Below are 21,228 nucleotides of genomic sequence, written 5' to 3' on the forward strand. Positions count from 1 at the left end.
TGCCCGCGTGGGCGCACAGAGGAGTTGTCGCAAGATGGGAACCCACCGCAGACCGAAGCCACCGAGCAGTCCCCGGCTCGCCGTACTGGCCGCCTCGGCGGGAGCGTTCTCCCTGCTGTCCACGGCACAGAGCCAGGCCGAACCGAAGCCCTCCATCGAGAAGGTGCGCGAAGAGGTCGAGGAGCTCTACCACGACTCGGAGGCCGGCACCGAGGAGTACAACACCGCCCAGGGGAAGAAGGCGGCCCTGCAGAAGGCCGCCAACAGGGCACAGGAACGGGTGGCCGAGCAGCAGGCCGAGATCAACGAGATACGCAGCGAGATGGGCCCGGTAGCCGCCTCACAGTACCGAGACGGTGGCCTGGACCCGAGCGTGCAGCTCTTCCTGTCGGCCGACCCCGATGACTTCCTGGAGCAGGCGGAGCTGCTGGATCGTACGAGCTCCCGGCAGATCTCCCTGCTCAAGAGCCTTCAGCAGAAGCAGCGGGAGCTCGCCCAGACCCGCGCCGAAGGGTTGAAGAAGCTCGAGGCGGCCCGCAAGGCCCAGGAGCAGATGAGCGAGAAGAAGCAGGAGATTCAGAGCAAGCTCCGCGAGGCTCAGAAGCTCCTGAACAGCCTCACCGCCGAGCAGCGGGCCGAGCTCAAGGCCGCGGAGGCGGAGGCCGACCGCGCCTCCGGCAGCAGCGACAGCGCCGCCACCTACAACGGTCCCGCCAGCGGACGAGCCCGTACCGCGCTCGAGTTCGCCTACGCCCAGCTCGGCAAGCCCTACGAGTGGGGATCGACCGGCCCGAACTCCTACGACTGCTCCGGCCTGACCGGCGCCTCCTGGCGCGCCGCCGGCGTCTCGCTGCCCCGCACCGTCAACCAGCAGTACAACGCCGGCCGGCAGGTCGCCCGCACCGACCTCCAGCCCGGCGACATCATCTACTGGTACAACAACAGCCAGCACAACGGCCTGTACATAGGCGACGGCAAGGCCATCCACGCGCCGCGCACCGGCAAGAACATCGAGATCACCAACCTCGACTCCATGCCGTACTTCGCCGCCACGCGGCCCTGATGGCACCCGGGCGGCTTGTCCCTCCAGCCGGGTCACCACGACGGTCCTGGCCTCGGCGCCGGCCGGGATCCGGGCCGCTGCCTCCGTGAGCGGCGCGATCGTCCGGTCGCCCGAGCGGATGAGGGCATTCACCTTCGGTCCGCCCCGGGCGGCGGATAGAGCCACAGCCGCAGCAGTCGGCTGAGGCGCGGCATCAGCACATAGGTCAGCGTCGGCAGCAGTACCGCCGGGAAGACCACCGCGCGCAGCGGCAGCGGCCAGCCGGTCGTGTAGGGCACGAGCAGCCACTGGATCAGCAGAACGAGCGGATAGGCCGCGAGGAACGTGGTCAGCACCATCTTCCAGCGGGGCGGGGACTGCACCGTCGTGCCGGGCAGGCTGAACCACGTCTCCATCCCGGTGGTCGACTGCCGCTCGCCGCTGACTTCGGTGGCGATGTCCTCGATCCGTGTGTGCCAGTCCGCCCGCTCCTGGGACGTCAGCCACTGCGACAGCCGCTCCGGGTCGGCGAAGTGCACCACCGCGTGGAAGCGGTGCCCGTCCTCGGGGCGTAGCCAGGCGACACCCTGGTTCCCGGGGAACCGCGACGCGCTACGGGTGATGCCGTGAGTCCACCGTTCGAACTCGGCTTCCTTACCGGGGCGTACCTTCCAGGTGAAGACGGCCGTGACCGGTTCGGTGCACTGGGTGCTGTGGTCCGTACGGACGGCTCTGTGGTTCATACGGACCCGCGTGCCACGGACCGCGCCACTCATGCCTCCGAGTCGACGGCCCGCCGCTCAGGCCTGGTAGGCGACCAGCGCCATCATGCCGACCTCTCCGTGGTACGCGTTGTGGCAGTGCAGCATCCACTGACCGGGGTTGTCGGCGTCGAAGATGACGGACAGCTTCTTCTTCGGCAGCACGATGGAGGTGTCCTTGCGCGGGCCGCTGTCCCCGAGCTGGTAGGTGTGGCCGTGCAGGTGCATCGGGTGCCACATCTCGGTGGTGTTGACGAAGTCGAGCCGAACCCGCTGCCCTTCCTCGATCATGAGCGGATTCGCGGCCGGGTCGGCCATGTCGTACGCCTTGCCGTTGATGGCCCAGTTGTACTTGTCCATGCCGCCGGTCAGCTCGACGCGGTGTACCCGGTCCGCCTTCCTGGACCGCAGGCGTACGCCGTCGTCCGCGCGCAGTTGGGACGCGGTCAGGATCCTGCCGTTCAGTTCCTTCGGGCGGACGGTCGCCTTCGGCGCGCTGCCGGATCCCGTACGGACCAGAGCCATGCCGGTGGCGTCCTTGCCCTCGGCCAGCGCGACGAGCGGGAAGACGCCGTCGCCCAGGGTGACCAGGGCGTCGTACCGCTCCCCCATCCCGATCAACAGGGCGTCGACCTGCTGGTGCTCGACGGGGAAACCGTCGGTGTGGGTGACGGTCAGCTTGTGGCCGCCGAGCGCCACCCGGTACGCGGTGTCGCCTCCCGCGTTGATGATGCGCAGCCGGACTCGCCGACCGGGCTTGCCCTGGTAGACGGCGGGATCGGCGGGGACCCGGCCGTTGACAAGGTGGTACGGGTACGTCACATCGCCGGCGTCACCGCCGAGCAGCTCGCTCTCGGCGCCCATGAGCATGAACTTCATCGGCATCCCGCCGGAGGCGGGCGAGGCGGACGGGGACGCGGAGTCCTCCCCCATGTCCATGCCCTCCATGCCGCCCATGCCCTGCCGCAGCTCGGCGAGGACTTCGTCGGGGGTGCCGGTGACTCCGTCGATCCAGTCGTCCAGGACGACGACCCATTCGTCGTCGTACGACAGGGGCTCCTTGGGGTCCTCGACGATCAGCGGCGCGTACAGGCCCCGGTCGAGCTGGACGCCGACGTGGGGGTGGAAGAAGTACGTGCCGGGGGCGTCAGCGATGAAGCGGTACGTGAAGTTGGCACCCGCGCGGACAGCCTGCTGGGTCGCCGGGGGCACGCCATCCATGTCGTTACGCATGGCGATGCCGTGCCAGTGGATGGACGTGGTGGCCTTGTTCGGCAGCTGGTTGGAGAGTTCGGCGGCCAGGGTGTCGCCGGCGGACAGCCGGATCTCCTTGCCGGGGGCCTGGCCGCCGAAGGCCCAGCTCTTGGCCATGACGCCGCCGCCGAGGTCGAGCATGGCGGGCGCGGCGGTCTGGGTCGCCTGCTGCGTCCTGCCGGTCCCCTTCCGCTTCTTCTCGGCTGCGGCGACCGCCGAGCCGGAGGGGTTGACCAGGGTGGGTGTCGCGTTGGAGCCGCTGCTGCAGGCGGCGAGCGCGCCTGCGCCGGCGACGCCGAGCCCGGCGAGCAGGACGGAGCGGCGGTTGATGCTGTTCATGGGGGTCCTCGGTCTCAGAGTGCGCATACGGAAGTCGGCGTGCTGAGACGGCTCCTCGGCATGAAGGGGCGCGAGGAAGCCGTTGGGCACGGCCTAAATGCGCAGCTGAGAGAGAGCGGACAGGTCCGGGGGCGCCCGGTTCACTGTCCCGGCGGCCTTGGGTCCGGTAGCGACAGCTCCGGGCACGGCGAGACCCCACGGCTCCGGACTCTGTGTCGGTGGCGCCGGCTTCACGACCTCGAAGGTCGCGGTCGCGCAGTGCTGCATGGTCATGCCCGAGCAGGGCGGGCTGTCGGCACTGCTCTTCGCCGGAACGGCGGCCGGCGCCGGCTCTGCGGCCTGCGCTGCGGCGCCGGCGCGCCCATGCCCGGACATGGCCGTCGCCGGTGCGGCATCGCTACCCGACATCACCATGCCGGGCATCATCACGTGTGCGGCGGACGAAGGGTTCGCGCCGATCGCTGCGGCGGCGGTCTCGTGGTGAATCAGTACCGCGAGTGCCGCGAGGAGAGCGATGACGGCGGCACGCGCCCAGCGGACGACGCCGTGCGAGGCGTAGGTCCGCGGGGCCCAGGCTCCCGGTGCTGTCATCGCTTCCCTCTGAGTTCCCGGTGAGACGACTGCCCGCCAATATACCCGTAGGGGGTAAGCCGCACTCCCGGAACAGCCTCCGTGACGCCCCCAGTGGTGGCGCCCTCAGCCCCTCACACCTGAGGCACGGACACCGCTCCCGGCGCAGTACGGCTCTCCCTCTGCGCCCGCTGCTTCCGCTGCCCGAGTGGAGTGACGCCGCGCGGCTTGTACACCGCAAGGATCGTGGCGAGCAGCAGCACGACCAGCGCAAGCACGGAGTGCAGGGCAGGTGAGAAGTTGCGCACCGAGGACAGCTCGGCCTCCGGGTCGGCTGCCATGTGCGCCATCGACCTGAACGTACCCATGTAGATCAGAAGTACGACGGTGGCAACCACGTTGATCAGGAGTTTGAACAGGACCCAGTAGTGCCGGAAGAGGCCCCAGGGCGTACCCAGGGACTGGACGATGCCGGTGAGCAGCGCGGCGAAGGCCAGGGGGACAAGGGCATACCAGGCGGCCGGCTCCATCACGAGGTAGACCCCGCGTACCGTCACCGGGTCCTGGCTGGTCAGACCGATCACCGACAGGGCGAGAAAGGCAAGGACCGCGCCGAGCCAGCCGACCGAGGACGTGACGTGCACGATGAGAGCCGCCTTGCGCAGGCGAGGCGGCATCGTCATCCGGTGCCTCCTGCTGCCGGACCGGTGGTCACAGCGACGCCGACGAGCGGAGCCTGTCCCCCGAGGTGACGGCCCGGACTGTGGTTGCCCGGAATCAGCAGCATGACCACGACGAGAAGGACCACGACCAGCGCGACGAGCCCGGACACCTTCACCCAGCGCGGCACTCCCCCACTCGGGCCGCTGACGGAAGCCTCATCGGCCTTGTCGCGAGCGTCCGGCTCCTGGGACGGATCAACCATGAGCGTCTCCTTGCCTCGCCCAGGCCTGGGCGGCGTGCCGTGCGGACGACCCCAGATTTATCGATACATACTGTCGCTGTCAAACCATAGTGCCGCACGGTCGGCATCGCGTACGCTTTCCGCGTGCCGAAGCTGTGGAACGAGACGATCGAGGCGCACCGCCGGGACGTGCGCGACGCCATCCTGGACAGCACCGCCGCCCTGGCGACCGAGAAGGGCCCGCTGTCGCTGACGATGTCTCAGATCGCGGAGACGGTCGGTATCGGGCGGGCCACGCTGTACAAGTACTTCCCGGACGTCGAAGCGATCCTGCATGCCTGGCACGCGCGCGAGATCGCCGGTCACCTCGCCCAGCTGACGGAAGTCCGGGACCGCACCGACGGCCCCGGCGCCCGCCTCGAAGCGGTGCTCGAGGCCTACGCCCTCATCACCCACGCATCGCACGGCCACCACGACACGGACCTCGGCGTCTTCCTGCACCAGGACAGTGGCAACCACCTTGCCCCCGCGCACCAGCACCTTCACCACATGGTTCAAGAGCTGGTGACAGAGGCAGCACGGGCCGACGACGTCAGGGACGACATCCCCCCGGCCGAGCTCACGCGCTATTGCCTCAGCGCCCTCGCGGCAGCACGAACGCTGCCGTCCGAGGCTGCCGTGCGGCGCCTGGTCGCGGTCACCCTCGCCGGCATGCGCCCTCCACAGCACTGAGGCCCTCGGGAACTCCCTTCTGCTGAACGCCTCTTGGCTCCACTACGTACTAAGGGCATCAGTAGACAGCAGCCAGAGGACGATGCACGTCGACGTGCTCGCGAATACGGCGCGGGCGACTGCCGGTCGACGCGGAGGGCACCAATGGGAAGTCCCGCTATGACCTGGACGCTGGCGGCGGTGGCCACACTCGTGGCCCTCGTGAGCGCAGCCCGACTGGCCGCTGCCGACAGCGGCGAGGCCCGGTTCGCAGCCGGAGGCGACGTCCTCATGGCCGGCGGCATGGCCGCGATGTTCCTGCCCGCGACGGCCGCCAGTTTCGGGGACCACAGTCTGTGGTGGGTGACGGGGTTCACCGCCGTCGGCCTCGGCAGCGTGGCCCTGTCCGTACGCCACGCTCGGCTGCACGGCTGGCGACACGGCCGCCGGTGGGCGCATCACATCATCGGCAGTGCCGCCATGGTCATCATGACGCTGGCCATGCCGGGCACCGAATCCGGGCCGGTGCTGGCTCTGGGCGGGCACTCGATGGCCGGCATGGGCCACGGACATGGGCACGGATCCACCGGGACCCCCGCGCACGAGATGACGGGGATGGCCGGGGACGCGGAAGGCATGAACCACTCCTCGGGGGTGACCGCCCACGACATGACGGCCGGCGCCACCGAGAACGCCGCGGCGGGAGGCTCGGCTTCTGTGTGGCGTGTCGTTCTTGTCGCGCTGGCCGTGTACTTCCTGCTCTCGATCGTCGCGTCCGTGTGGGCGCGGGTTCGCGGCACCGACCGGCGGGAGGGTGCGGGCCGCGGTGCGGGCAGGAGCCGCTGGGCGCGGCGGCTTCTCGCCCTGCCCGACGCGATCGTGGTGTTCCTCGCCTCCCTGGCCGTCTCCGTCTGGGACATGGCCCGTCCGGGAGGGAACAAGCGCCGGGCACATGCGGCAGGGGGCAACCGGAGCCGCCGTCGCCCGCCGGGCACGTCACCGGGGGCGGCCCTGACGGCCCATATCGGCATGGGTAGCACTATGTGCGCCATGCTCGTCATGATGGCCGCCTGACCGCCCGTCGCCGCCCTTCCTGCGTCACGCCGCTTTGAGTCCCGCCAGGCTCCTGAGACTGCGGCGCTCGACCGATCAGTGGCCGTCGCTCGACGTAACGGCCAGGCGCTTCTTGAACGTTGTGCCACCGTCCTTCGACTCGAACACCCCAGTCCGAGTGGCGGCGAGGACGTGCTCGGCTGCGACGGCGGTGAGTGCCTGCGGCCGGCCACCCGGCACAGTGGAGATCTTCTTCCACGTGATGCCGCCATCCGCACTGCTGTTCAGGCCGCCGGAGGTGTCGATGCCGTAGAGGGCGTCCTTCGTGCTCCAGGAGAGGAAGGCCATCACAGGCTTCTGCGCTTGAGCGAAGGTCTTCCCGCCGTCGCCGCTTCGAACGACTCCGTCCGCGGTCGTGGCCAGGATGACGCCTGGGTCCGTCGGGCTGACCGCTATGTCCAGGGCTTCGAGCCGGGCCCCGTCCATCCAGGAAATGCCGTCCTTGGTCGTGCGGACCAGGCCGTTGGTGGAGTCGTAGCCGTAGACCGTGCCGTGGGCGAAGTCCAGAGCGTGGAAGTCGGACTCGCCGGACAGGGACAGGGACTTCCAGGTCCTGCCCGCGTCGGCGCTCTTGATGAGCCCCCTGTTGCCACCGGAGGTTGGGTGGCCGCTGGCGTAGAAGGTCTTCGCGTCGGCCACGGTGAAGCCCATGAAGTCGTCCTTGCTGTCGCCCACCAGCTCGGGCTCCCCCTTGGCATCGGGGGTGTAGACGCCCTCGTGGGTGGCGACGTAGAGGCGCTGGTCGGTCGGGTCCACACCGAGACCATGGATGTGGCTCACTGTCGTCTCCGCACCGGCGGACTTGTCGGTCGACTCCTCGCTGTTTCCACTGTCGGAGCAGGCGGCCAGGGCAAGGGCGAGAGCCAGGGCAGTGGCTGCCACGGCGGCAGGGCGCTTGTTCATGATTCCTCGGGGGCCTAAGGGTGCACCGGAGCGGCAATGGCCGATCACGGTCATGGCGACATGGGGAGAAGACCGCCCGGGCTCCTCAGGTGCGCGCCTCGGAGCCCTGGGCGGTCAGTGGGTGGTCCGGATCAGATCCGGTCGAGGATCTTCTCGAACTTCTCGACCTCGGCGGACTGGGTCTTCACGACGTCGGCGGCGAGCTTCTTGGACGCGGCGTCACGACCGTTCTTCTGCTCGTCCTCCGCCATGGTGATCGCGCCCTGGTGGTGCTCGATCATCATCTCCGCGAACATCCGGTCGAACTCGGCGCCCTTGGCGGCCTCGAGCTTCTGCATGTCCTCTTCGGACATCATTCCGGACGTCCCGGATCCGTGGTCCATGCCACCGGATCCGTGGTCCATGCCGGGCATGCTCTCTTCGGCGGACTCCGGCTTGCCCCAGGCCTTCAGCCAGGACTTCATGGTCTGGATCTCGGGATCCTGGGCCTTCTCGATGTCCGCGGCCAGGGTCTTGATCTCCGCGTCGGAGGCCCGGCCGTCCGCGAGCTTGGACATCTCCAGGGCCTGCTCGTGGTGCGGGATCATCATCTGCGCGAACATGACGTCCGCGTCGTTGAAGGCGCCGGGCGCCGGGGTGTCACCCGCCGTCGTCGGGGTGGACGTGGCGGAGGCGGAGGTGCCGCTCCCGTGGTCCATGCCCTCCATGTCGTCCCCGCCGCAGGCGGCGAGCAGCAACCCACCCGCCGCGACGGTGCTCACCATCGCCATACGACGACGAAGACGGCGGTGCAGGACAGAGTTGTGGGCAGTCATGTGCGAAATACCTCGTTCGATGAGTTCTGTCAGTGGTTGTGGGATACGCACGGCGTGCGCGGGCATGACACGGCCCGCGCTGCGGTCCGGCCTATATCCGCAGCACTGACAGCTGAACGAGGAGAGGTCTGGGGGGTGGTGGGCCGGGGCACAGCACGGCCATCGCCCGGGCGAGCAGCGCCGTCAGCCGCTCCTTGCGGCGCGATGCCGCGCACAGGAACAACCAGAGCAGCCATCCGGTGAGCACCGCCACGCACACGGACAGCACGTCCATGCTGATCGTGGGCTCGTCCACCGCCGCCGACGACGCCGCCGGTGTCGCGGCCCCGTGGTCCGCCATCGCCTGATCAGGCCCTGCGAATGTCTGGGTGTCGGCGACCCCTTGAGCCATGCCGCCCTGGTGCGGGCCTACGACGGCATGGAGAGCGCCGCCTGTCGCCGAACCTGAAGAATGCTCCGGATGGCCCATCGTGTGCATGGCGAACACGCCGAATGTGAGCACGGCTACCAGCAGGAGGTACCCGAAGGCCCCGCCCGCACGCAGCCGACCGCTCACACGCAACATGCCAGACATACTACTAAGCCGGTTCATAGAACGGCCACCTACCGACCGCGGCCCCGGCGGGCTCACGCCCATCGGCCGTCCCTCCTCGGGACGCGATCTCCGTGCGCCACTGCTCCCGCGATTCCTCCGGCGCGCGACTGGGCGCGTCATCGCGCGAGCGGTCCGCCCAGCATGTCCAGGACGGCCCCGCCCAGCAGCCCGAGGACGACGGATCCGATCGCCGCCGCGTAGGCAATGACGGCAGCTGATCTTGACCGCGTACCCGGATCACCCACGGGAGCGCGTGCGAGAAACGCCGGGGCGATCCAGCGCAAGTAGTAGAAGAGCGAAGCCACCGTGTTGACGGCCGCGACGACCGCAAGCCATGCGTAGCCGCCGTCGAAGGCCGCGCTGAAGGCTTCCAGCTTGCCGAGGAAGACGGCCGTCGGGGGCGTGCCCACCAGGCCCAGCAGGCAGACGACGAGCGAGGCCAGCAGGGCCGGTTGGGTCCGCGCCAGGCCCCGGTAGTCGTCGATGGTGTGGGCTGCGGGGAGTGCGCAGACGACGGCGAAGGCGCCGAGGTTGGTCAGCGCGTACCCGGCCAGGTAGTACAGCAGCGCCTCCTGGTCGAGGTCGGTGCGTCCGGCAACGGCCACCGGGAGCAGAAGATAGCCGACCTGGCTGATGGTGGAGTACGCGAGGAGCCGTTTGACGTCCTGTTGGAAGAAGGCCGCCAGGTTGCCCAGCGTCATCGAGGCCACCGAGAGCACGGCCACCAGGTCGGCCCACGGCAGGTCGGCGTCCGCGAGCGGCACGGCGGCGAGCCGGTAGAACGCCGCCAGGGCGCCGATCTTGGGGATCGTGGTGAGGAAGGCGGCGACGGGCGCCGAGCTGCCCTGGACGGCGTCCGGCACCCAGAAGTGGCCGGGCACGCCGCCGGCCTTGAACAGGACACCGGCGAGCAGGGCGAGCGTGCCGACCGCCACCAGCCCCGCCGGGGCCTCGGCAAGTTCAGTGCGCAGCATGGGGTACGCCGTGACTCGCCCGGCGGCGAGCAGGATGGTGATGCCGGCGAGCATCACGACGCCGAGGAGGGCGCCTACGACGTAGAACTTCAGAGCTGCCTCGGTACCGGGGCCGTCCTTGCGGAACCCGGCGAGCGCGTAGGCGGGCACGCTGGCCAGCAGGTAACCGGCGGCGAGGAGGAGCAGGTCCTGGGCTCCGGCCATCATCAGGGCGCCGACGGAGGCGAGTTGAAGCAGGACGTAGAACTCGGTCTCGCGCGGGTCGGCGTACAGGCGCGGCATGGCGAGCGCGAGGACCAGCAGCGTGGCGCCGAGGATGACGATCCTGCTGGTGGCCGTGAGCGTGTCCAGGGCGAAGGACTCGCCGAAAGCCGTCTCCACGGGCTTGGCCGCGGCAATCGCGGCGGCCACGATCCCCCCGGTGCAGGCCACGCCCGCCAGAGCCCCGGCCAGCCACTGGCGGCGGCGCGGCAGCCACGCTCCGAGCAGCAGACCGAGTACGGCGGAGGCGGCGAGCAGGACCTCGGGCAGGAGGTCGAGGGGGTTCTCGTTCATCCCGGTCATCTCGTTCATCGCGCGAGCAGCTCCAGCACGGTGCGCGAGGCGGGTTCGATGACGTCGAGGACGAACCGGGGAGCAAGGCCGAGGACGACGCTCAGGGCCAGCAGCGGGACGATCGCGAGCCCTTCGTGAACGCGGATGTCGGGGAACGGCCGGTCGGCACCGGGCGCGGCGACGGGCAGCCGCAGCGGCCCGAGGAAGACCTGTTGCAGGGCACGCAGGAACAGACCCGCGGTGAGCAGGATCCCGAGCACGGCCAGGCCCGTGGCGACCGGCTCCGGCCCCAGGCTCCCGGTGAGGATCTGAAACTCGGCGATGAAGCCCGAGAAGCCGGGCAGCCCGAGGGAGGCGAAAGCGGCGACGCCGGTCAGCGCGGCAAAGACGGGCGCCCGCCCGGCGACACCCGAGTACGCGGACATCTCGTACGTCCGCCCGCGCTCGTACAGCACGCCGGAGAGCAGGAACAGCGCTCCGGTCAGCAGCCCGTGGCTGACCATCTGGAAGACGGACCCGGTGACGGCGAGTCGGCGGGCCTCCTCCTGCCCGGTGCCGACGGCACCAGCCGCGCCGATCGCCAGGATGATGTAGCCCATGTGGTTGACGGAGGTGTAGGCGACCATCCGTTTGAAGTCGGTCTGGGCGAGGGCGACCAGCGCTCCGTACAGCACGGAGACCACGCCGACGACGACGAAGGCGAGGGCGTAGTCCCGCCAGGCATCGGGCAGGACGGGCATGGCGATGCGCAGGAAACCGTACGCGCCCATCTTCAGCAGCACCCCGGCGAGGATCGCCGACCCGGCGGCCGGGGCGTCGGTGTGGGCGGGCGGCAGCCAGGTGTGGAAGGGCACGGTCGGGGTTTTGACCGCCAGTCCGACGGCGATGGCGAGGAGGACCAAGGCTCCGTAAGTGGAGCGCCCGGTCAGGGGGTTGGTGTCGGTCAGTTCGACGATGTCGAAGGTGTGCGGGTCCGCGGCCAGGTAGAGGCCGATGAAGCCGAGCAGCAGGGCGAGGGAGCCGATGAAGGTGTAGAGGAAGAACTTCAGCGCGGCGCGGGCGGCGTCCTTATGTCCCCACCCGGCGATGATGAAGTACATCGCCACGATGGACAGGTCGAAGAAGACGAAGAACAGAATCAGGTCGAGGGCGACGAACAGGCCGAGGCATGTGGTCTGGAGGAACAGGAACAGGGCCGCGAACTCCCTGGGCCGCCGGGTCTCGCGCCAGGCGTACGCGGCGCAGGCGAGGAACAGCACGCAGGTGACGGCCACCAGCGGCAGGGACAAGCCGTCGACTCCGACGTGGTAGCTGATGCCGGCGCTGGGGATCCAGCGGGCCTGTGTCTCGTACTGCATGCCGCCGTCGGCCCGGTATCCCGCCCAGACGATCACCGTCAGGATCAGTTCGACGGCGGCCGTCGCCGCCCAGGCCGTCAGGAACAGAGTGCGTGGCGCGCTGCGCGGCACGCACAGCAGGAGGGCCGCCATGGCGGTCGGGAGCAGGACGATGGCCGTGAGCACGGCGGTCACCTCACGAGGACGAGGACGACGGCGAGGACGGTGAAGGCGGCGACCGCCTGAGCGAGGTACTGATGCAACTGCCCGGTCTGCGGCCTGCGCGCCCAGCGGCCGAGCGCGCGGGCACCGTCCGCCACGCCCTCCACGGTGCCGTCGACGAGCCGCTCGGCCTGGGCGTTGGTCCATTGGGCCAGCCGCACCGAGCCGCGGGCCGTGCCCTCGACGGCGTGGTCCAGCACCCGGTCGTCGAAGGCGGCGAGGGCGTCGGCGAAGCGCAGGACCGGGCGTACGAGGAGGAAACGCGCCGCGCTTTCCAGGAGCAGCCAGTCCGAAACTCGGACCGTGATCCGGCTGGGCAGAGTGCGGAGTTGAGGGCCGCGGATCCAGACCACGGCCGAGACGGCGACCGCGAGCACGCCAGATAGCGCGAACTCCCATACAAACGGGGTTGGTTGCGCTCCACCGCCGAGCACCCGCTCGACCGCGTCCCGTACGGGCGGAAAGGATGTGACGGTCAGGGCGACGGAGGCGATGGCAAGGGTCACGAGCGGCAGCCGGGTCGCATACGGCAGCGGCTCCCGACGGTCATCCGTTGCAGGAGCGGGCTGCCAGACGAACCACAGCGCCTTCGCGCTGTAGACGGCTGAGATCACCGCACCGGCCAGCCCGACCACGTACAGCGCCGCGTTGTCCTCAAGAGCGTCGGCGAGGAGTACGTCCTTCGCCGCCCACAGCGCCAAGGGCGGGACCCCGGCCAGAGCCAGGGCCGCGACGCTGAAAGTGATCCCGGCCGTACGGTGCCGCCGGGCCGCGCCCCGCAAGGCAGGCAGCGCCTTGGTGCCCAGGATGGTCAGCCAGGCGCCCGCCACGAGGAAGGCCAGGCTCTTCGCGGCGGCGTGCGCGATGAGTTGCAGGGTTCCGCCGGTGACCGCACCGGCTCCGGCGGCGAGCACCATGAAGCCGATCTGGGCGCAGGTCGAGGCGGCGAGCAGCTGCTTGAGGTCGGTCTGCGCCACGGCGACCAGGCCGAGCACCACCGCCGTCACCGCACCCGTCCACGCCACGACGGGCCTGCCCCAGCCGGACTGCCCGAGCAGCGGCTCCAGCCGCAACAGCAGGTACGCCCCGGCCACCACCATGGTCGCCGAGTGCAGCAGGGCCGAGACGGGGCTCGGGCCCTGCATGGCCCTGGACAGCCAGAAGCTGAACGGCAGTTGGGCCGACTTGCCGAACGCGGCCGCGATCACGCCGACGGTGATGACCGCCGACCACGCGCCGGTCGCATCCGGGAGCTCGTCAAGGGCGAGGGAGCCGACCTGCCCGCTCGCCAGCGCCGCCCCGGCTGCGAGGTAGAGGCCGAGGTCGGCGGCGCGGGTGGTGAGGAAGGCCGTGTTGGCGGCATCGCCGCGCTCGGGGTCGCGCCACCAGTAACCGATCAGCGCCCAAGAGGTGGCGCCCATCACCTCCCACGCCATCAGCAGGACCGTCAGCGTGGTCGCGGTGACCGTCGTCAGCATCGCGCCGGCGAACAGCAGCATCAGTCCGAAGAAGCGGGCGCGTGCCTCCCCCGGTCCGATGTCGGCGACGCTGAACAGGAGGACGGCCGCGGTCACCACGGTGACGGTGACGACCATGAGGCCCGACAGCCCGTCGACTGCGAGCCCGGCGGGGAGCCCATCAAGCAGCGGCGCCTCAACCCGGGGGTGCTCGAAGGCCACTGCGACGGCGAGACCGAGTGCGGCAACGGCCGTACCGACCGCGACCGTCGGGGCGTACCGGTCCGCCGGGCGGCCGACGACCGCGAGCAGCGTCCCTACGGTCAGCGGCAGCGCGACGAGCGCCCACAGCAGGGCGCTCACTCCTTCAACTCCGCGGCCATGTCGGTCATGTCGACCTCACGGGCCCGGAACAGCGCGGTGACCACGGCGAAGCCGATCGCCATCTCCACCGCCATGACCGTGACCGCCAGGACGACCAGCACCTGCCCGTCGGCCGCCGCCGGCGCGATGTAGTGCCACACGGCCGCCGCGCCGACGATGATGCCGCCCAGCATCAGTTCCAGCCCCATCATCAGCATCACGATCGACTGCTGGGTGAGCGCGCCGAACAGGCCGATGCTGAACAGAGCCGCGGCGAGCAGCAGAAAGAGTTCCAGGCTCATCGGCCCATCCCTCCCCGTACCGGGTCGTCGGCGGCGCGCGCCCTGAGGTCGTCGCCGAAACGGTCGTAGCGGCCCCGGCGCGTGGCCAGAACGACGGTCGCGACGATGGTGGCGAACAGGGCGAGGCCCAGGGTCATCATGGTGAGCATCTGCGGACCCATCAGCGACAGGCCCAGGTCCATGGTCGGATCGGCCGACGGCCTGCCGCTCCGGGACGGCCAGGGAGCGAGCAGAATCCCGGCGGCCAGTACGGCGAAGACCGCCACGCAGATCACGGCCGCACCCTTCGTGTTGTGCACCATGGTCATCGGCATGAGCCCGGCCGGGTTCATCATGTACATCACCATGAATACGGCCATGATGGCCATCTCGATGGTCATCATCAGCACGATCACGACCCCGAGGTAGTCCAGCCCGAGCAGCAGCACTTCACCGCCGACGCACAGGAGAGAGGCCAGCAGCGCGTACGTCGCCCGGGCCATGGAGTCGAACCGGAACACCATGACCCCACTGGCCACCGCCAGCAGAGCCAGCACCCAGAAGATCGTGTCGTCCAGCACGGTCATCACCTCCTCATCGGTTCAGGACGACGACGGCCACGAACAGGGCCTGAAGCAGCGTCAGCGGCACCAGCACCATCCACGCCAGCTCCATGTACCGCTCCATCCGCAGCACGGGCAGCAGCCGACGCCCTGCCACCAGCAGCGCCAGCACCGCCGCCGTCTTCAGCAGCGTCCACGCCCAGCCCGGCAGCAGCGGGCCGTGCCCACCGCCGAGGAACAGCGGCACGCTGAAGCCGGCGGTCACCACGAGCAGCATCCACCGGCCGCCCAGGAACACCAGCCGGTCCACGCCCGCCAGTTCGACGGCGGCACCTCCGGCCGCGTCCTGTGCGAGCGGGTACGCGAACGGCCCCCAGAAGGCCATCGCGAGCGCACTCAGCAGGTAGACGACGAACGCGGCCGGCATCCACACCACGAACCACAGCCCGCCCTGAGCCGCGACCACGTCCCCGACCCGTAGCGACTCGGCTCCCAGGGCAGCGGTGGTGATCGCGAACATGTGCGGCAGTTCGTACGCCAGACCCTGCGCCAGGAACCGGTACCCACCGATCAGCGACAGCGCCGAGTTCGGCCCCCAGCCCGCCAGCCAGACCGCCGCCCAGGCCAGTGCCTCCATCGCGTTGAACCACACGATGCCGACGGACGGATCGCTCACCGAACGGAAACCCCACGGCAGTACGGCACCCGCGAGCACCGCCGCCACCGGGACCAGCACCACGCCCAGCCGTCCGAGGAGCCGATCCGCGGCTGTTGTGCGGCGCGGCTGCTGGACGAGCAGCCGCAGGGCTTCGCGTAACGGGGCCACCGCTCGCAGCCCAGCCTTCCGGACACTTCCGGCGGGACCGCGCTCGGCCGCCCCGGACAGCACCGCGTCGAACCCAGCCGTGATCACGGCGGCCACGGCCAGGGAGGCAGGGAGGATGACGGTCGCCCAGAGGGGCGCGGCATCAGACATGGGCGGCTCCTGACACGGGCGCGAGCGCGAGTTCATCGAGGTCGGGATCAAGGCTGGCCACGATGATCCGTGCGCCGGCGAACTCCGCGCCGGTCAGCAACTCCGGAAGGATGTCGAGCAGCGCCTGCGACGGCGGCCGCGCTCCGTCCAGGCGTCCGCGTGGGCCGGTGAGCTCGTCCGGCGTCAACGGCTGTTCGTCGTCGAGTACTTCGAGGCCGCGCTCGAGCTCGTCCAGCCAGATCCGCAGTCGGTCGTATGCGTCCCCGTCCGCAGTGAGGGCCGGCCCGGTCACTCCTGCCTCGCCCGCTCTGGCGGACGACAACTCCCCCAGCCCGGCGATCGACCAACGCAGGGTGCGTGACCGCCGCACTCTGCGCAGTACCCCGCGCAGGTCGCCGCCGATCCCCGCGCGCGGCGCCCCCGACAGCAGCTCGTCCCGCAGCCGACGGCACCGCGCGGCGACGTCGTCCCAGCCGACGACAGCGAGGAGCCGCCCCACACTGTCCAAATGCGCGGCACAGCGCCGACGCGCCGCACTTCCGCTGGTGACTTCCTCCCCCTGCGCCGCCCGCAGCCATGGCTCGTCCCAGAAGGGCAGTCGATGGCCGGGCGGTACGGGGAAGTGGTCGACCTCTACGTCCTGAACGACGTCTCCTTGCAGAGTGAGTCGGAGAACGAGCCCCGTTGGCCAGTCGGTCAGGCCGGGGCCGATCGGTACGTGCAGCTGATCGAGTCTCAGCTCGTCACGGTCGTCGGCCCGTTCGGCCATGGGCAGGCCCGCCACATCACCCATGGCATGCATGTCGTGGCCCATGTGATCCATATGCCCGGAGTGAGCCGCATGGCCGCCATGTTCGTGGTCCATGGAGTGGTTCGAATGGCCTTGATCGTCTGGTGCTGGAGGCGGCGCGCTGCCGTGGGGCGCGTCGCCGTGGCCGTGATCATCACGGTGCCCCCGGTGCTCCCCATGCGCACGACCGCCAGGCTCACCCGCCGCGGCCTCCTGACGCTCCTCTGCGTTGGTCTCGCGCGGAGTCACCGCCCTGTCCGTCAGATCCCTCCGCGCCATCTCGAGCGCGTGTGCGGCATGCCCGGTCTCCTCGACCACGATGCGCACGGCCGGCTCCGGCATCGACCGTTCGATGTCGTCCAGCCACTGCGCGTCCCGCGACTCCGGGGGGCCACAGACGACCAACAGGTCGGCGGCGGCCGGGGCGCCCGCCACCGCCCACCCCCGCCGGCGTACCTCTGCCTCCACCTCCAGCCGGATGTCCGTCGCTCCGGGCAGCGCTACCGCCAGCACCGCCGGACGCTGCATCGCCGTACGCCGCAGAAGACTTCTCAGGTCCACCGCAGGGCTCCCTCGCGCCAGGCGTAGGCCACCGCAGCGAAGAGGATCCCCAGGAAGAGGAACATCTCGACGACGGCTGTGGTGCCCACTTCAGAGACGACCTTCACCCACGGGTACATGAAGAGCATCTCCATGTCGAAGGCCAGGAAGATCATGGTGACCGCGTACCAGCGCACATGGAACCGGGAAACGGCGTGCTCGGCCGGCTTGAGACCTCCGGCGAAAGGGCCCGTCTCCAGGGGAGTCCGCGCTGCCGCCAGCCACAGGCCCAAGCCGTAGAGGATCGCCAGCCCCGCCCCGACCACACCGAGAAGGACCAGCATCGGCTGCCATGCGTCCATCCCGCCCGACCTCCGTTCTCGACGTCATACGGCTTATGGTGAAGCGCTACACCACTAAGGACGTTAGTGGTCGGGATACCGCCGGATCCACTCCCACCTCGGGGAGAGCTTACCCCCTGGGGGTATGATGGGTGCTCCTCTTGGGAAGGAGCAAGAACATGGTTCAGAAGGTGTACGACGTCAAAGGCATGACGTGCGACCACTGTGTCCAGGCCGTCAGCTCCGAACTCAGCGGCCTCCCCGGAGTCGAGGACGTCCAGGTGGATCTGCCGTCGGGCCAGGTCACGGTGACCAGCGAACGGCAGCTGGATCCCGGCGCCGTCGCCGCCGCGATCGACGAGGCCGGCTACGAGCTCGTCGGCCGCACGGTTCGCTGAGCTGGTCCGGTCACCACGACGAGGACTGCTCTGCTCCCCCTGCACAGGAGGCGCAGGCGGCCGCGCGACCGGCCTGTTCCGACCGCCAGATCCACCTCGTTCGCAAGGCGTAGGTATGGCGCAGCAGGCAGTCCTGCGGATTTAGGCCGCCGACACGGCGTGCAGGCCGTGTCCTTCCTCGCGCGACGTCGTACGACGAGGACCCCGGAACGACGGCGCCCAAGGCCTCACCCAGCGCCGAAAGCACCGGAACCGGCGCAGACGAGAAGAAGCCGGTCACGCGGAGGACGGACACGCCCACTGAGTCGGGGCGCCGGTGGCCGGAGGCTGCAGCAGAGTGCTACCGCTGCGGCTCCCGGCACCGGAGGAACTGTCGGGACTTGTTGCCCGGGTCAGTGCACGTGTGGGCCGCCGGTCGACTGCGGTTTGCCGCGCGGTACGAGGCCCAGGGCCACGACGGCGCTGACGGCGGCCGCCACCGCACACACCGTGAACGCGTCGGCGAAGCCACCCACCGCGCCTCGCTCGAAGCCGGAAGCCGCGACGGTCGAAACGACGGCGACGCCGATCGAGCCGCCCACCTCGTGGAAGGTGTTGACGACTCCCGAGGCGAGCCCCGCCTCCTGGTGCTCCACCATGGCCAGCGCGGTCGTCGTGGCGGTGACGAACACCGCGCCGATGCCGAACGACGCGATCACGAAGCCGGGCAGGAGTCCGGCGTACACGCTGCCGGTCTCCGACAACTGGGTCAGGGGAATGGTTCCGGCGGTGGCGACGAGCATGCCCGCGACAGAGGTCGAGCGACTGCCGATCCGGCCCACGAGCCGGGACCCGAGGTGGGCGCCGATGCCGGTGGCCACGGCGACGGGCAGGAACACCAGCCCGGTCCGCAGCGGGCTGAATCCCCGGACGTGCTGGAGATACACGGACCCGAGGAAGAAGAACGCGATCAGCAGGGCGGTGGCGATCAGCATCAGGAAGGCACCGGCGAGCACCGGCCGCCGGGTGAACATCCGCAGATCCATCAGCGGAGCCCGGCTGGCACGCTCGACCAGCGCGAAGGCCGCATAGGCGAGTACCGCACCGGCCAGCGGCAGCAGGGTCGAAGCGTCCGCCCAGCCGGCGTCCCCCGCCTTGACCAGGCCATAGATCAGGGCTGCGGTGCCCGCGGTGACGAGCAGCGCGCCGGGGGCGTCGAGCCGTGCGGGCCGCGGTGCTCGGGCCGGGACGAAGGCGGGCAGGGCGAGTAGCAGGAGCAGCCCGACGGGCACGTTGATAAAGAACACCCATTGCCAGCCGGGTCCGTCGGTCAGGGCTCCGCCGAGGAGTACGCCGGCCGCCGAGCCGGTGCCGCCGATCGCCGCCCAGACGCCGAGCGCCTTGTTGCGTTCGGTGCCGTGGAAGGTCGTGGTGACGATGGAGAGCGCGGCCGGGGACAGCAGGGCGGCGCCGACGCCTTGTCCGATTCGGCCGCCGAGCAGCGTCGGGGCGTTCTGGGCCAGACCGGTGACCAGTGAGGCGGCTGTGAAGAGAACTAGTCCGGCGAGCAGGGTGCGGCGGGCGCCGAGGGCGTCGGCGAGTCGGCCGCCGAGCAGCATCAGCCCGCCGAAGCACAGGGTGTAGGCGGTGACCACCCAGGTCAGGGTCTCCCGGCCGAGGTCGAGGTCGGCCGCCATGTCGGGCAGGGCGACGTTCACGACGGTGACGTCGAGGATCAGCATGAACTGGGCGAGGCAGATCAGTGCGAGGGCTGCCCAGCGGCGCGGGTCGGCAGGCGGGTGATGGCCGTGTTCGGCCGTGTGCGGGGCACCGGCTGCGGAGTGGGTCATGACGAGTCCTTCGGGTGTGTTGTTCCGGTCGGGTCCGCGCCGCGGGCCGGGGCGAGGAAGAGGGCGAGGAGCACGCCCGCCGCGGTGACACCGGCCCCGGCGAACATCGCCGGTCCCATGCCGTCGACGAACGCGCGGCGGGCGGCCTCGGCGAAGGCGTTTCCGGCCCCGCCCGGCAGTTGCTCGGCGAGGGCGAGCGCGATGCCCAGGGACTCCTTCGCGGAGTCGAGGAGGCCCTCGGGAACAGGCGCGGATATGTCGTCGAGTCCGCTGCGGTAACGGTCGGAGAGCAGGCTGCCCATGACGGCGACTCCGGTCGCCGCGCCGAGTTGGATGGCGGCGCTGTTGGTGGCCGAGCCCACGCCGAGGTCGGTTTCGGGCAGCGAGCCGACGATGGCGTCGCTGGTCGCGGTGATGACGAATCCGGCGCCCGCGCCCAGCAGCAGCATCGCCACGAGAGCCCGGCCGTAGCCGTCCGTCGCCCCGGTGGTGGCGAGCACCGCTGAAGAGGCGCACAACAGGGCGAGCCCCACGGCTGACACCGCGCGCATTCCGATGCGTGGCGTGAGAACGCCCGCCAGCGGTCCGGCGACCAGCAACGCGAGCGCGGCCGGGCTGAGCCGGAGCCCTGTCTGCCCGGGGCTGTACCCGAGCACGAACTGGAAGTGCTGCACGGCCACGAACAGCGTGCCGATCAGCGCGAACGCACCCAGCAGCACCAGCAGGTCACCCGTGGCGAGCGCCCGGTGCCTGAAGATCCTGGGCGGCAGCATCGGGGACGCGGCCCGGCGCTGCCAGGCGAGGAAGGCGACCAGCAGGAGGGCACCCGCCGCGAAAGCGGCCAGCACGGCAGGGCTCGTCCAGCCGCGGTCGGGCCCTTCGATGACCGCCCAGAGCACGCTTGCCACGGCCACGACGGACAGCAGCGCCCCGGCGGGATCCAGCCGCCCGCTCTCGGGCGCACGGGAGTTGGGCACGAGCAGAGCGGCGGCGATCAGGCCCGCGATGCCTATGGGGAGGTTGATCAGGAACACCGATCCCCACCAGTAGTGGCTCAGCAGCCAGCCGCCGACCATCGGCCCGATCACCGTCCCGACGCCGACGGCCGCCGACCAGATGCCGATGGCCTTGGTGCGTTCGGCGCCGCGCGGGAAGACGTTCCCGATGACAGCGAGCGTCGCCGGCATGATCAGCGCCTCGCCGACACCCATGACTCCACGTGCGAGAACCAGGGTGGTCACGGATCCGGCGTATGCGGCGACCACGGACGCCGCCGTGAACAGCGCCAGGCCGGCCATGAAAATCCACTTACGGCCGAGCCGGTCCGCCAGGCTGCCGCAGAACAGCACCAGGCTGCCGGACATCAGCGCATAGCTGTCGACGATCCACTGCAACTGGCTGGTGGAGGCGCCGAGTTCACCGACGAGGGTCGGCAGGGCGACGTTCAGCACGGTGGTGTCGAGGCCGACGACCAGCAGGCTCACGCTCACGACGGCGAGGGTCAGCCACCGCCGGACCGGCGGGTCGGCCGTCTGCGGTACGGCGGCTACCGGATGAGTCACGGAAGGCACGAGGTCCCCATTTCTCGTGCACGG

22 protein-coding genes are annotated in these 21,228 nt (G+C 70.2%); 4 read left to right on the top strand and 18 right to left on the bottom strand.

Annotated features, from left to right (window positions below):
• Window positions 1–34 precede the first annotated feature (34 nt).
• The gene (locus AB0I98_RS13090) at window positions 35–1,063 is read left to right on the top strand and encodes an NlpC/P60 family protein (RefSeq protein WP_362939680.1); all 1,029 of its coding nucleotides are present in this window, start codon (window positions 35–37) and stop codon (window positions 1,061–1,063) included.
• A 128-nt stretch (window positions 1,064–1,191) separates the two neighbouring features.
• Here AB0I98_RS13090 and AB0I98_RS13095 read toward each other — a convergent pair whose 3' ends face one another.
• The 5 genes from AB0I98_RS13095 to AB0I98_RS13115 form a co-directional block, all read right to left on the bottom strand.
• Window positions 1,192–1,785, bottom strand: a complete 594-nt coding sequence (locus AB0I98_RS13095; protein ID WP_362939683.1) for an antibiotic biosynthesis monooxygenase — start codon at window positions 1,783–1,785, stop codon at window positions 1,192–1,194.
• 57 nt (window positions 1,786–1,842) lie between these two features.
• Entirely contained in the window at window positions 1,843–3,396 is a 1,554-nt protein-coding gene (locus tag AB0I98_RS13100) for a multicopper oxidase family protein (protein WP_362939686.1), read from the bottom strand.
• 93 nt (window positions 3,397–3,489) lie between these two features.
• Window positions 3,490–3,987, bottom strand: coding sequence for a hypothetical protein (locus AB0I98_RS13105; protein WP_362939689.1), 498 nt, complete (start codon window positions 3,985–3,987; stop codon window positions 3,490–3,492).
• A 113-nt stretch (window positions 3,988–4,100) separates the two neighbouring features.
• Window positions 4,101–4,649, bottom strand: a complete 549-nt coding sequence (locus tag AB0I98_RS13110; protein WP_362939692.1) for a hypothetical protein — start codon at window positions 4,647–4,649, stop codon at window positions 4,101–4,103.
• Window positions 4,646–4,891 carry a hypothetical protein gene (locus AB0I98_RS13115; RefSeq protein ID WP_362939695.1) on the bottom strand — a complete coding sequence of 82 codons (246 nt, stop codon included), beginning with the start codon at window positions 4,889–4,891 and terminating at the stop codon, window positions 4,646–4,648. Before AB0I98_RS13115 ends, AB0I98_RS13110 begins: the two co-directional genes overlap by 4 nt.
• A 123-nt stretch (window positions 4,892–5,014) precedes the next feature.
• On the opposite strand from AB0I98_RS13115, the gene AB0I98_RS13120 reads away from it, so the two are divergent.
• A complete protein-coding gene (locus AB0I98_RS13120) occupies window positions 5,015–5,602 on the top strand; it encodes a TetR/AcrR family transcriptional regulator (protein WP_362939698.1) in 588 nt (195 codons plus the stop codon).
• 144 nt (window positions 5,603–5,746) lie between these two features.
• Window positions 5,747–6,655, top strand: a complete 909-nt coding sequence (locus tag AB0I98_RS13125; protein ID WP_362939701.1) for a DUF5134 domain-containing protein — start codon at window positions 5,747–5,749, stop codon at window positions 6,653–6,655.
• A gap of 75 nt (window positions 6,656–6,730) precedes the next feature.
• Here AB0I98_RS13125 and AB0I98_RS13130 read toward each other — a convergent pair whose 3' ends face one another.
• The 11 genes from AB0I98_RS13130 to AB0I98_RS13180 all read right to left on the bottom strand — a co-directional run bounded on the left by AB0I98_RS13130 (window position 6,731) and on the right by AB0I98_RS13180 (window position 17,427).
• Window positions 6,731–7,597 carry a F510_1955 family glycosylhydrolase gene (locus AB0I98_RS13130; protein ID WP_362939703.1) on the bottom strand — a complete coding sequence of 289 codons (867 nt, stop codon included), beginning with the start codon at window positions 7,595–7,597 and terminating at the stop codon, window positions 6,731–6,733.
• A 131-nt stretch (window positions 7,598–7,728) separates the two neighbouring features.
• Window positions 7,729–8,412 (bottom strand): DUF305 domain-containing protein, encoded by a 684-nt coding sequence (locus AB0I98_RS13135; RefSeq protein WP_362939706.1) that lies wholly within the window; start codon window positions 8,410–8,412, stop codon window positions 7,729–7,731.
• 91 nt (window positions 8,413–8,503) lie between these two features.
• Window positions 8,504–8,977: a hypothetical protein gene (locus AB0I98_RS13140; protein ID WP_362939709.1), complete on the bottom strand. Its 474-nt coding sequence runs from the start codon at window positions 8,975–8,977 to the stop codon at window positions 8,504–8,506.
• A gap of 146 nt (window positions 8,978–9,123) precedes the next feature.
• Window positions 9,124–10,545 carry an NADH-quinone oxidoreductase subunit N gene (locus AB0I98_RS13145; protein ID WP_362940117.1) on the bottom strand — a complete coding sequence of 474 codons (1,422 nt, stop codon included), beginning with the start codon at window positions 10,543–10,545 and terminating at the stop codon, window positions 9,124–9,126.
• A gap of 5 nt (window positions 10,546–10,550) precedes the next feature.
• The gene (locus AB0I98_RS13150) at window positions 10,551–12,059 is read right to left on the bottom strand and encodes an NADH-quinone oxidoreductase subunit M (RefSeq protein ID WP_362939712.1); all 1,509 of its coding nucleotides are present in this window, start codon (window positions 12,057–12,059) and stop codon (window positions 10,551–10,553) included.
• A gap of 5 nt (window positions 12,060–12,064) precedes the next feature.
• On the bottom strand, window positions 12,065–13,915 hold the full coding sequence (locus tag AB0I98_RS13155) for a proton-conducting transporter membrane subunit (protein ID WP_362939715.1): 1,851 nt from the start codon (window positions 13,913–13,915) through the stop codon (window positions 12,065–12,067).
• Entirely contained in the window at window positions 13,912–14,217 is a 306-nt protein-coding gene (nuoK, locus tag AB0I98_RS13160) for an NADH-quinone oxidoreductase subunit NuoK (protein ID WP_020275585.1), read from the bottom strand. Before nuoK ends, AB0I98_RS13155 begins: the two co-directional genes overlap by 4 nt.
• A complete protein-coding gene (locus AB0I98_RS13165) occupies window positions 14,214–14,777 on the bottom strand; it encodes an NADH-quinone oxidoreductase subunit J (protein ID WP_362940120.1) in 564 nt (187 codons plus the stop codon). Before AB0I98_RS13165 ends, nuoK begins: the two co-directional genes overlap by 4 nt.
• Before the next feature lie 13 nt (window positions 14,778–14,790).
• Entirely contained in the window at window positions 14,791–15,735 is a 945-nt protein-coding gene (locus tag AB0I98_RS13170) for an NADH-quinone oxidoreductase subunit H (RefSeq protein ID WP_362939718.1), read from the bottom strand.
• Window positions 15,728–17,086, bottom strand: a complete 1,359-nt coding sequence (locus tag AB0I98_RS13175) for a hypothetical protein (RefSeq protein ID WP_362939721.1) — start codon at window positions 17,084–17,086, stop codon at window positions 15,728–15,730. The genes AB0I98_RS13170 and AB0I98_RS13175 overlap by 8 nt, the downstream gene beginning before the upstream one ends.
• A complete protein-coding gene (locus tag AB0I98_RS13180) occupies window positions 17,077–17,427 on the bottom strand; it encodes an NADH-quinone oxidoreductase subunit A (RefSeq protein ID WP_362939724.1) in 351 nt (116 codons plus the stop codon). The genes AB0I98_RS13175 and AB0I98_RS13180 overlap by 10 nt, the downstream gene beginning before the upstream one ends.
• A gap of 158 nt (window positions 17,428–17,585) precedes the next feature.
• Here AB0I98_RS13180 and AB0I98_RS13185 point away from each other — a divergent pair, with 158 nt between their 5' ends.
• Window positions 17,586–17,804, top strand: a complete 219-nt coding sequence (locus AB0I98_RS13185) for a heavy-metal-associated domain-containing protein (RefSeq protein WP_362939727.1) — start codon at window positions 17,586–17,588, stop codon at window positions 17,802–17,804.
• Window positions 17,805–18,196: 392 nt separating this feature from the next.
• On the opposite strand, the gene AB0I98_RS13190 is transcribed toward AB0I98_RS13185, so the two are convergent.
• A complete protein-coding gene (locus AB0I98_RS13190; protein WP_362939730.1) occupies window positions 18,197–19,633 on the bottom strand; it encodes an MFS transporter in 1,437 nt (478 codons plus the stop codon).
• Window positions 19,630–21,195, bottom strand: a complete 1,566-nt coding sequence (locus AB0I98_RS13195) for a DHA2 family efflux MFS transporter permease subunit (protein WP_362939733.1) — start codon at window positions 21,193–21,195, stop codon at window positions 19,630–19,632. The genes AB0I98_RS13190 and AB0I98_RS13195 overlap by 4 nt, the downstream gene beginning before the upstream one ends.
• Window positions 21,196–21,228 lie beyond the last annotated feature (33 nt).

The organism is Streptomyces sp. NPDC050211 (assembly GCF_040656035.1).
Lineage (GTDB): Bacteria > Actinomycetota > Actinomycetes > Streptomycetales > Streptomycetaceae > Streptomyces.

What these genes read in the sequence shown, in the direction of transcription:
- AB0I98_RS13090 (WP_362939680.1), top strand. Translation starts at nt 35, where the DNA reads ATGGGAACCCACCGCAGACCGAAGCCACCGAGCAGTCCCCGGCTCGCC.
- AB0I98_RS13095 (WP_362939683.1), bottom strand. Translation starts at nt 1,785, where the DNA reads ATGAACCACAGAGCCGTCCGTACGGACCACAGCACCCAGTGCACCGAA.
- AB0I98_RS13100 (WP_362939686.1), bottom strand. Translation starts at nt 3,396, where the DNA reads ATGAACAGCATCAACCGCCGCTCCGTCCTGCTCGCCGGGCTCGGCGTC.
- AB0I98_RS13105 (WP_362939689.1), bottom strand. Translation starts at nt 3,987, where the DNA reads ATGACAGCACCGGGAGCCTGGGCCCCGCGGACCTACGCCTCGCACGGC.
- AB0I98_RS13110 (WP_362939692.1), bottom strand. Translation starts at nt 4,649, where the DNA reads ATGACGATGCCGCCTCGCCTGCGCAAGGCGGCTCTCATCGTGCACGTC.
- AB0I98_RS13115 (WP_362939695.1), bottom strand. Translation starts at nt 4,891, where the DNA reads ATGGTTGATCCGTCCCAGGAGCCGGACGCTCGCGACAAGGCCGATGAG.
- AB0I98_RS13125 (WP_362939701.1), top strand. Translation starts at nt 5,747, where the DNA reads ATGGGAAGTCCCGCTATGACCTGGACGCTGGCGGCGGTGGCCACACTC.
- AB0I98_RS13130 (WP_362939703.1), bottom strand. Translation starts at nt 7,597, where the DNA reads ATGAACAAGCGCCCTGCCGCCGTGGCAGCCACTGCCCTGGCTCTCGCC.
- AB0I98_RS13135 (WP_362939706.1), bottom strand. Translation starts at nt 8,412, where the DNA reads ATGACTGCCCACAACTCTGTCCTGCACCGCCGTCTTCGTCGTCGTATG.
- AB0I98_RS13140 (WP_362939709.1), bottom strand. Translation starts at nt 8,977, where the DNA reads ATGTTGCGTGTGAGCGGTCGGCTGCGTGCGGGCGGGGCCTTCGGGTAC.
- AB0I98_RS13145 (WP_362940117.1), bottom strand. Translation starts at nt 10,545, where the DNA reads ATGACCGGGATGAACGAGAACCCCCTCGACCTCCTGCCCGAGGTCCTG.
- nuoK (WP_020275585.1), bottom strand. Translation starts at nt 14,217, where the DNA reads ATGAGCCTGGAACTCTTTCTGCTGCTCGCCGCGGCTCTGTTCAGCATC.
- AB0I98_RS13170 (WP_362939718.1), bottom strand. Translation starts at nt 15,735, where the DNA reads ATGTCTGATGCCGCGCCCCTCTGGGCGACCGTCATCCTCCCTGCCTCC.
- AB0I98_RS13180 (WP_362939724.1), bottom strand. Translation starts at nt 17,427, where the DNA reads ATGGACGCATGGCAGCCGATGCTGGTCCTTCTCGGTGTGGTCGGGGCG.
- AB0I98_RS13185 (WP_362939727.1), top strand. Translation starts at nt 17,586, where the DNA reads ATGGTTCAGAAGGTGTACGACGTCAAAGGCATGACGTGCGACCACTGT.
- AB0I98_RS13190 (WP_362939730.1), bottom strand. Translation starts at nt 19,633, where the DNA reads ATGACCCACTCCGCAGCCGGTGCCCCGCACACGGCCGAACACGGCCAT.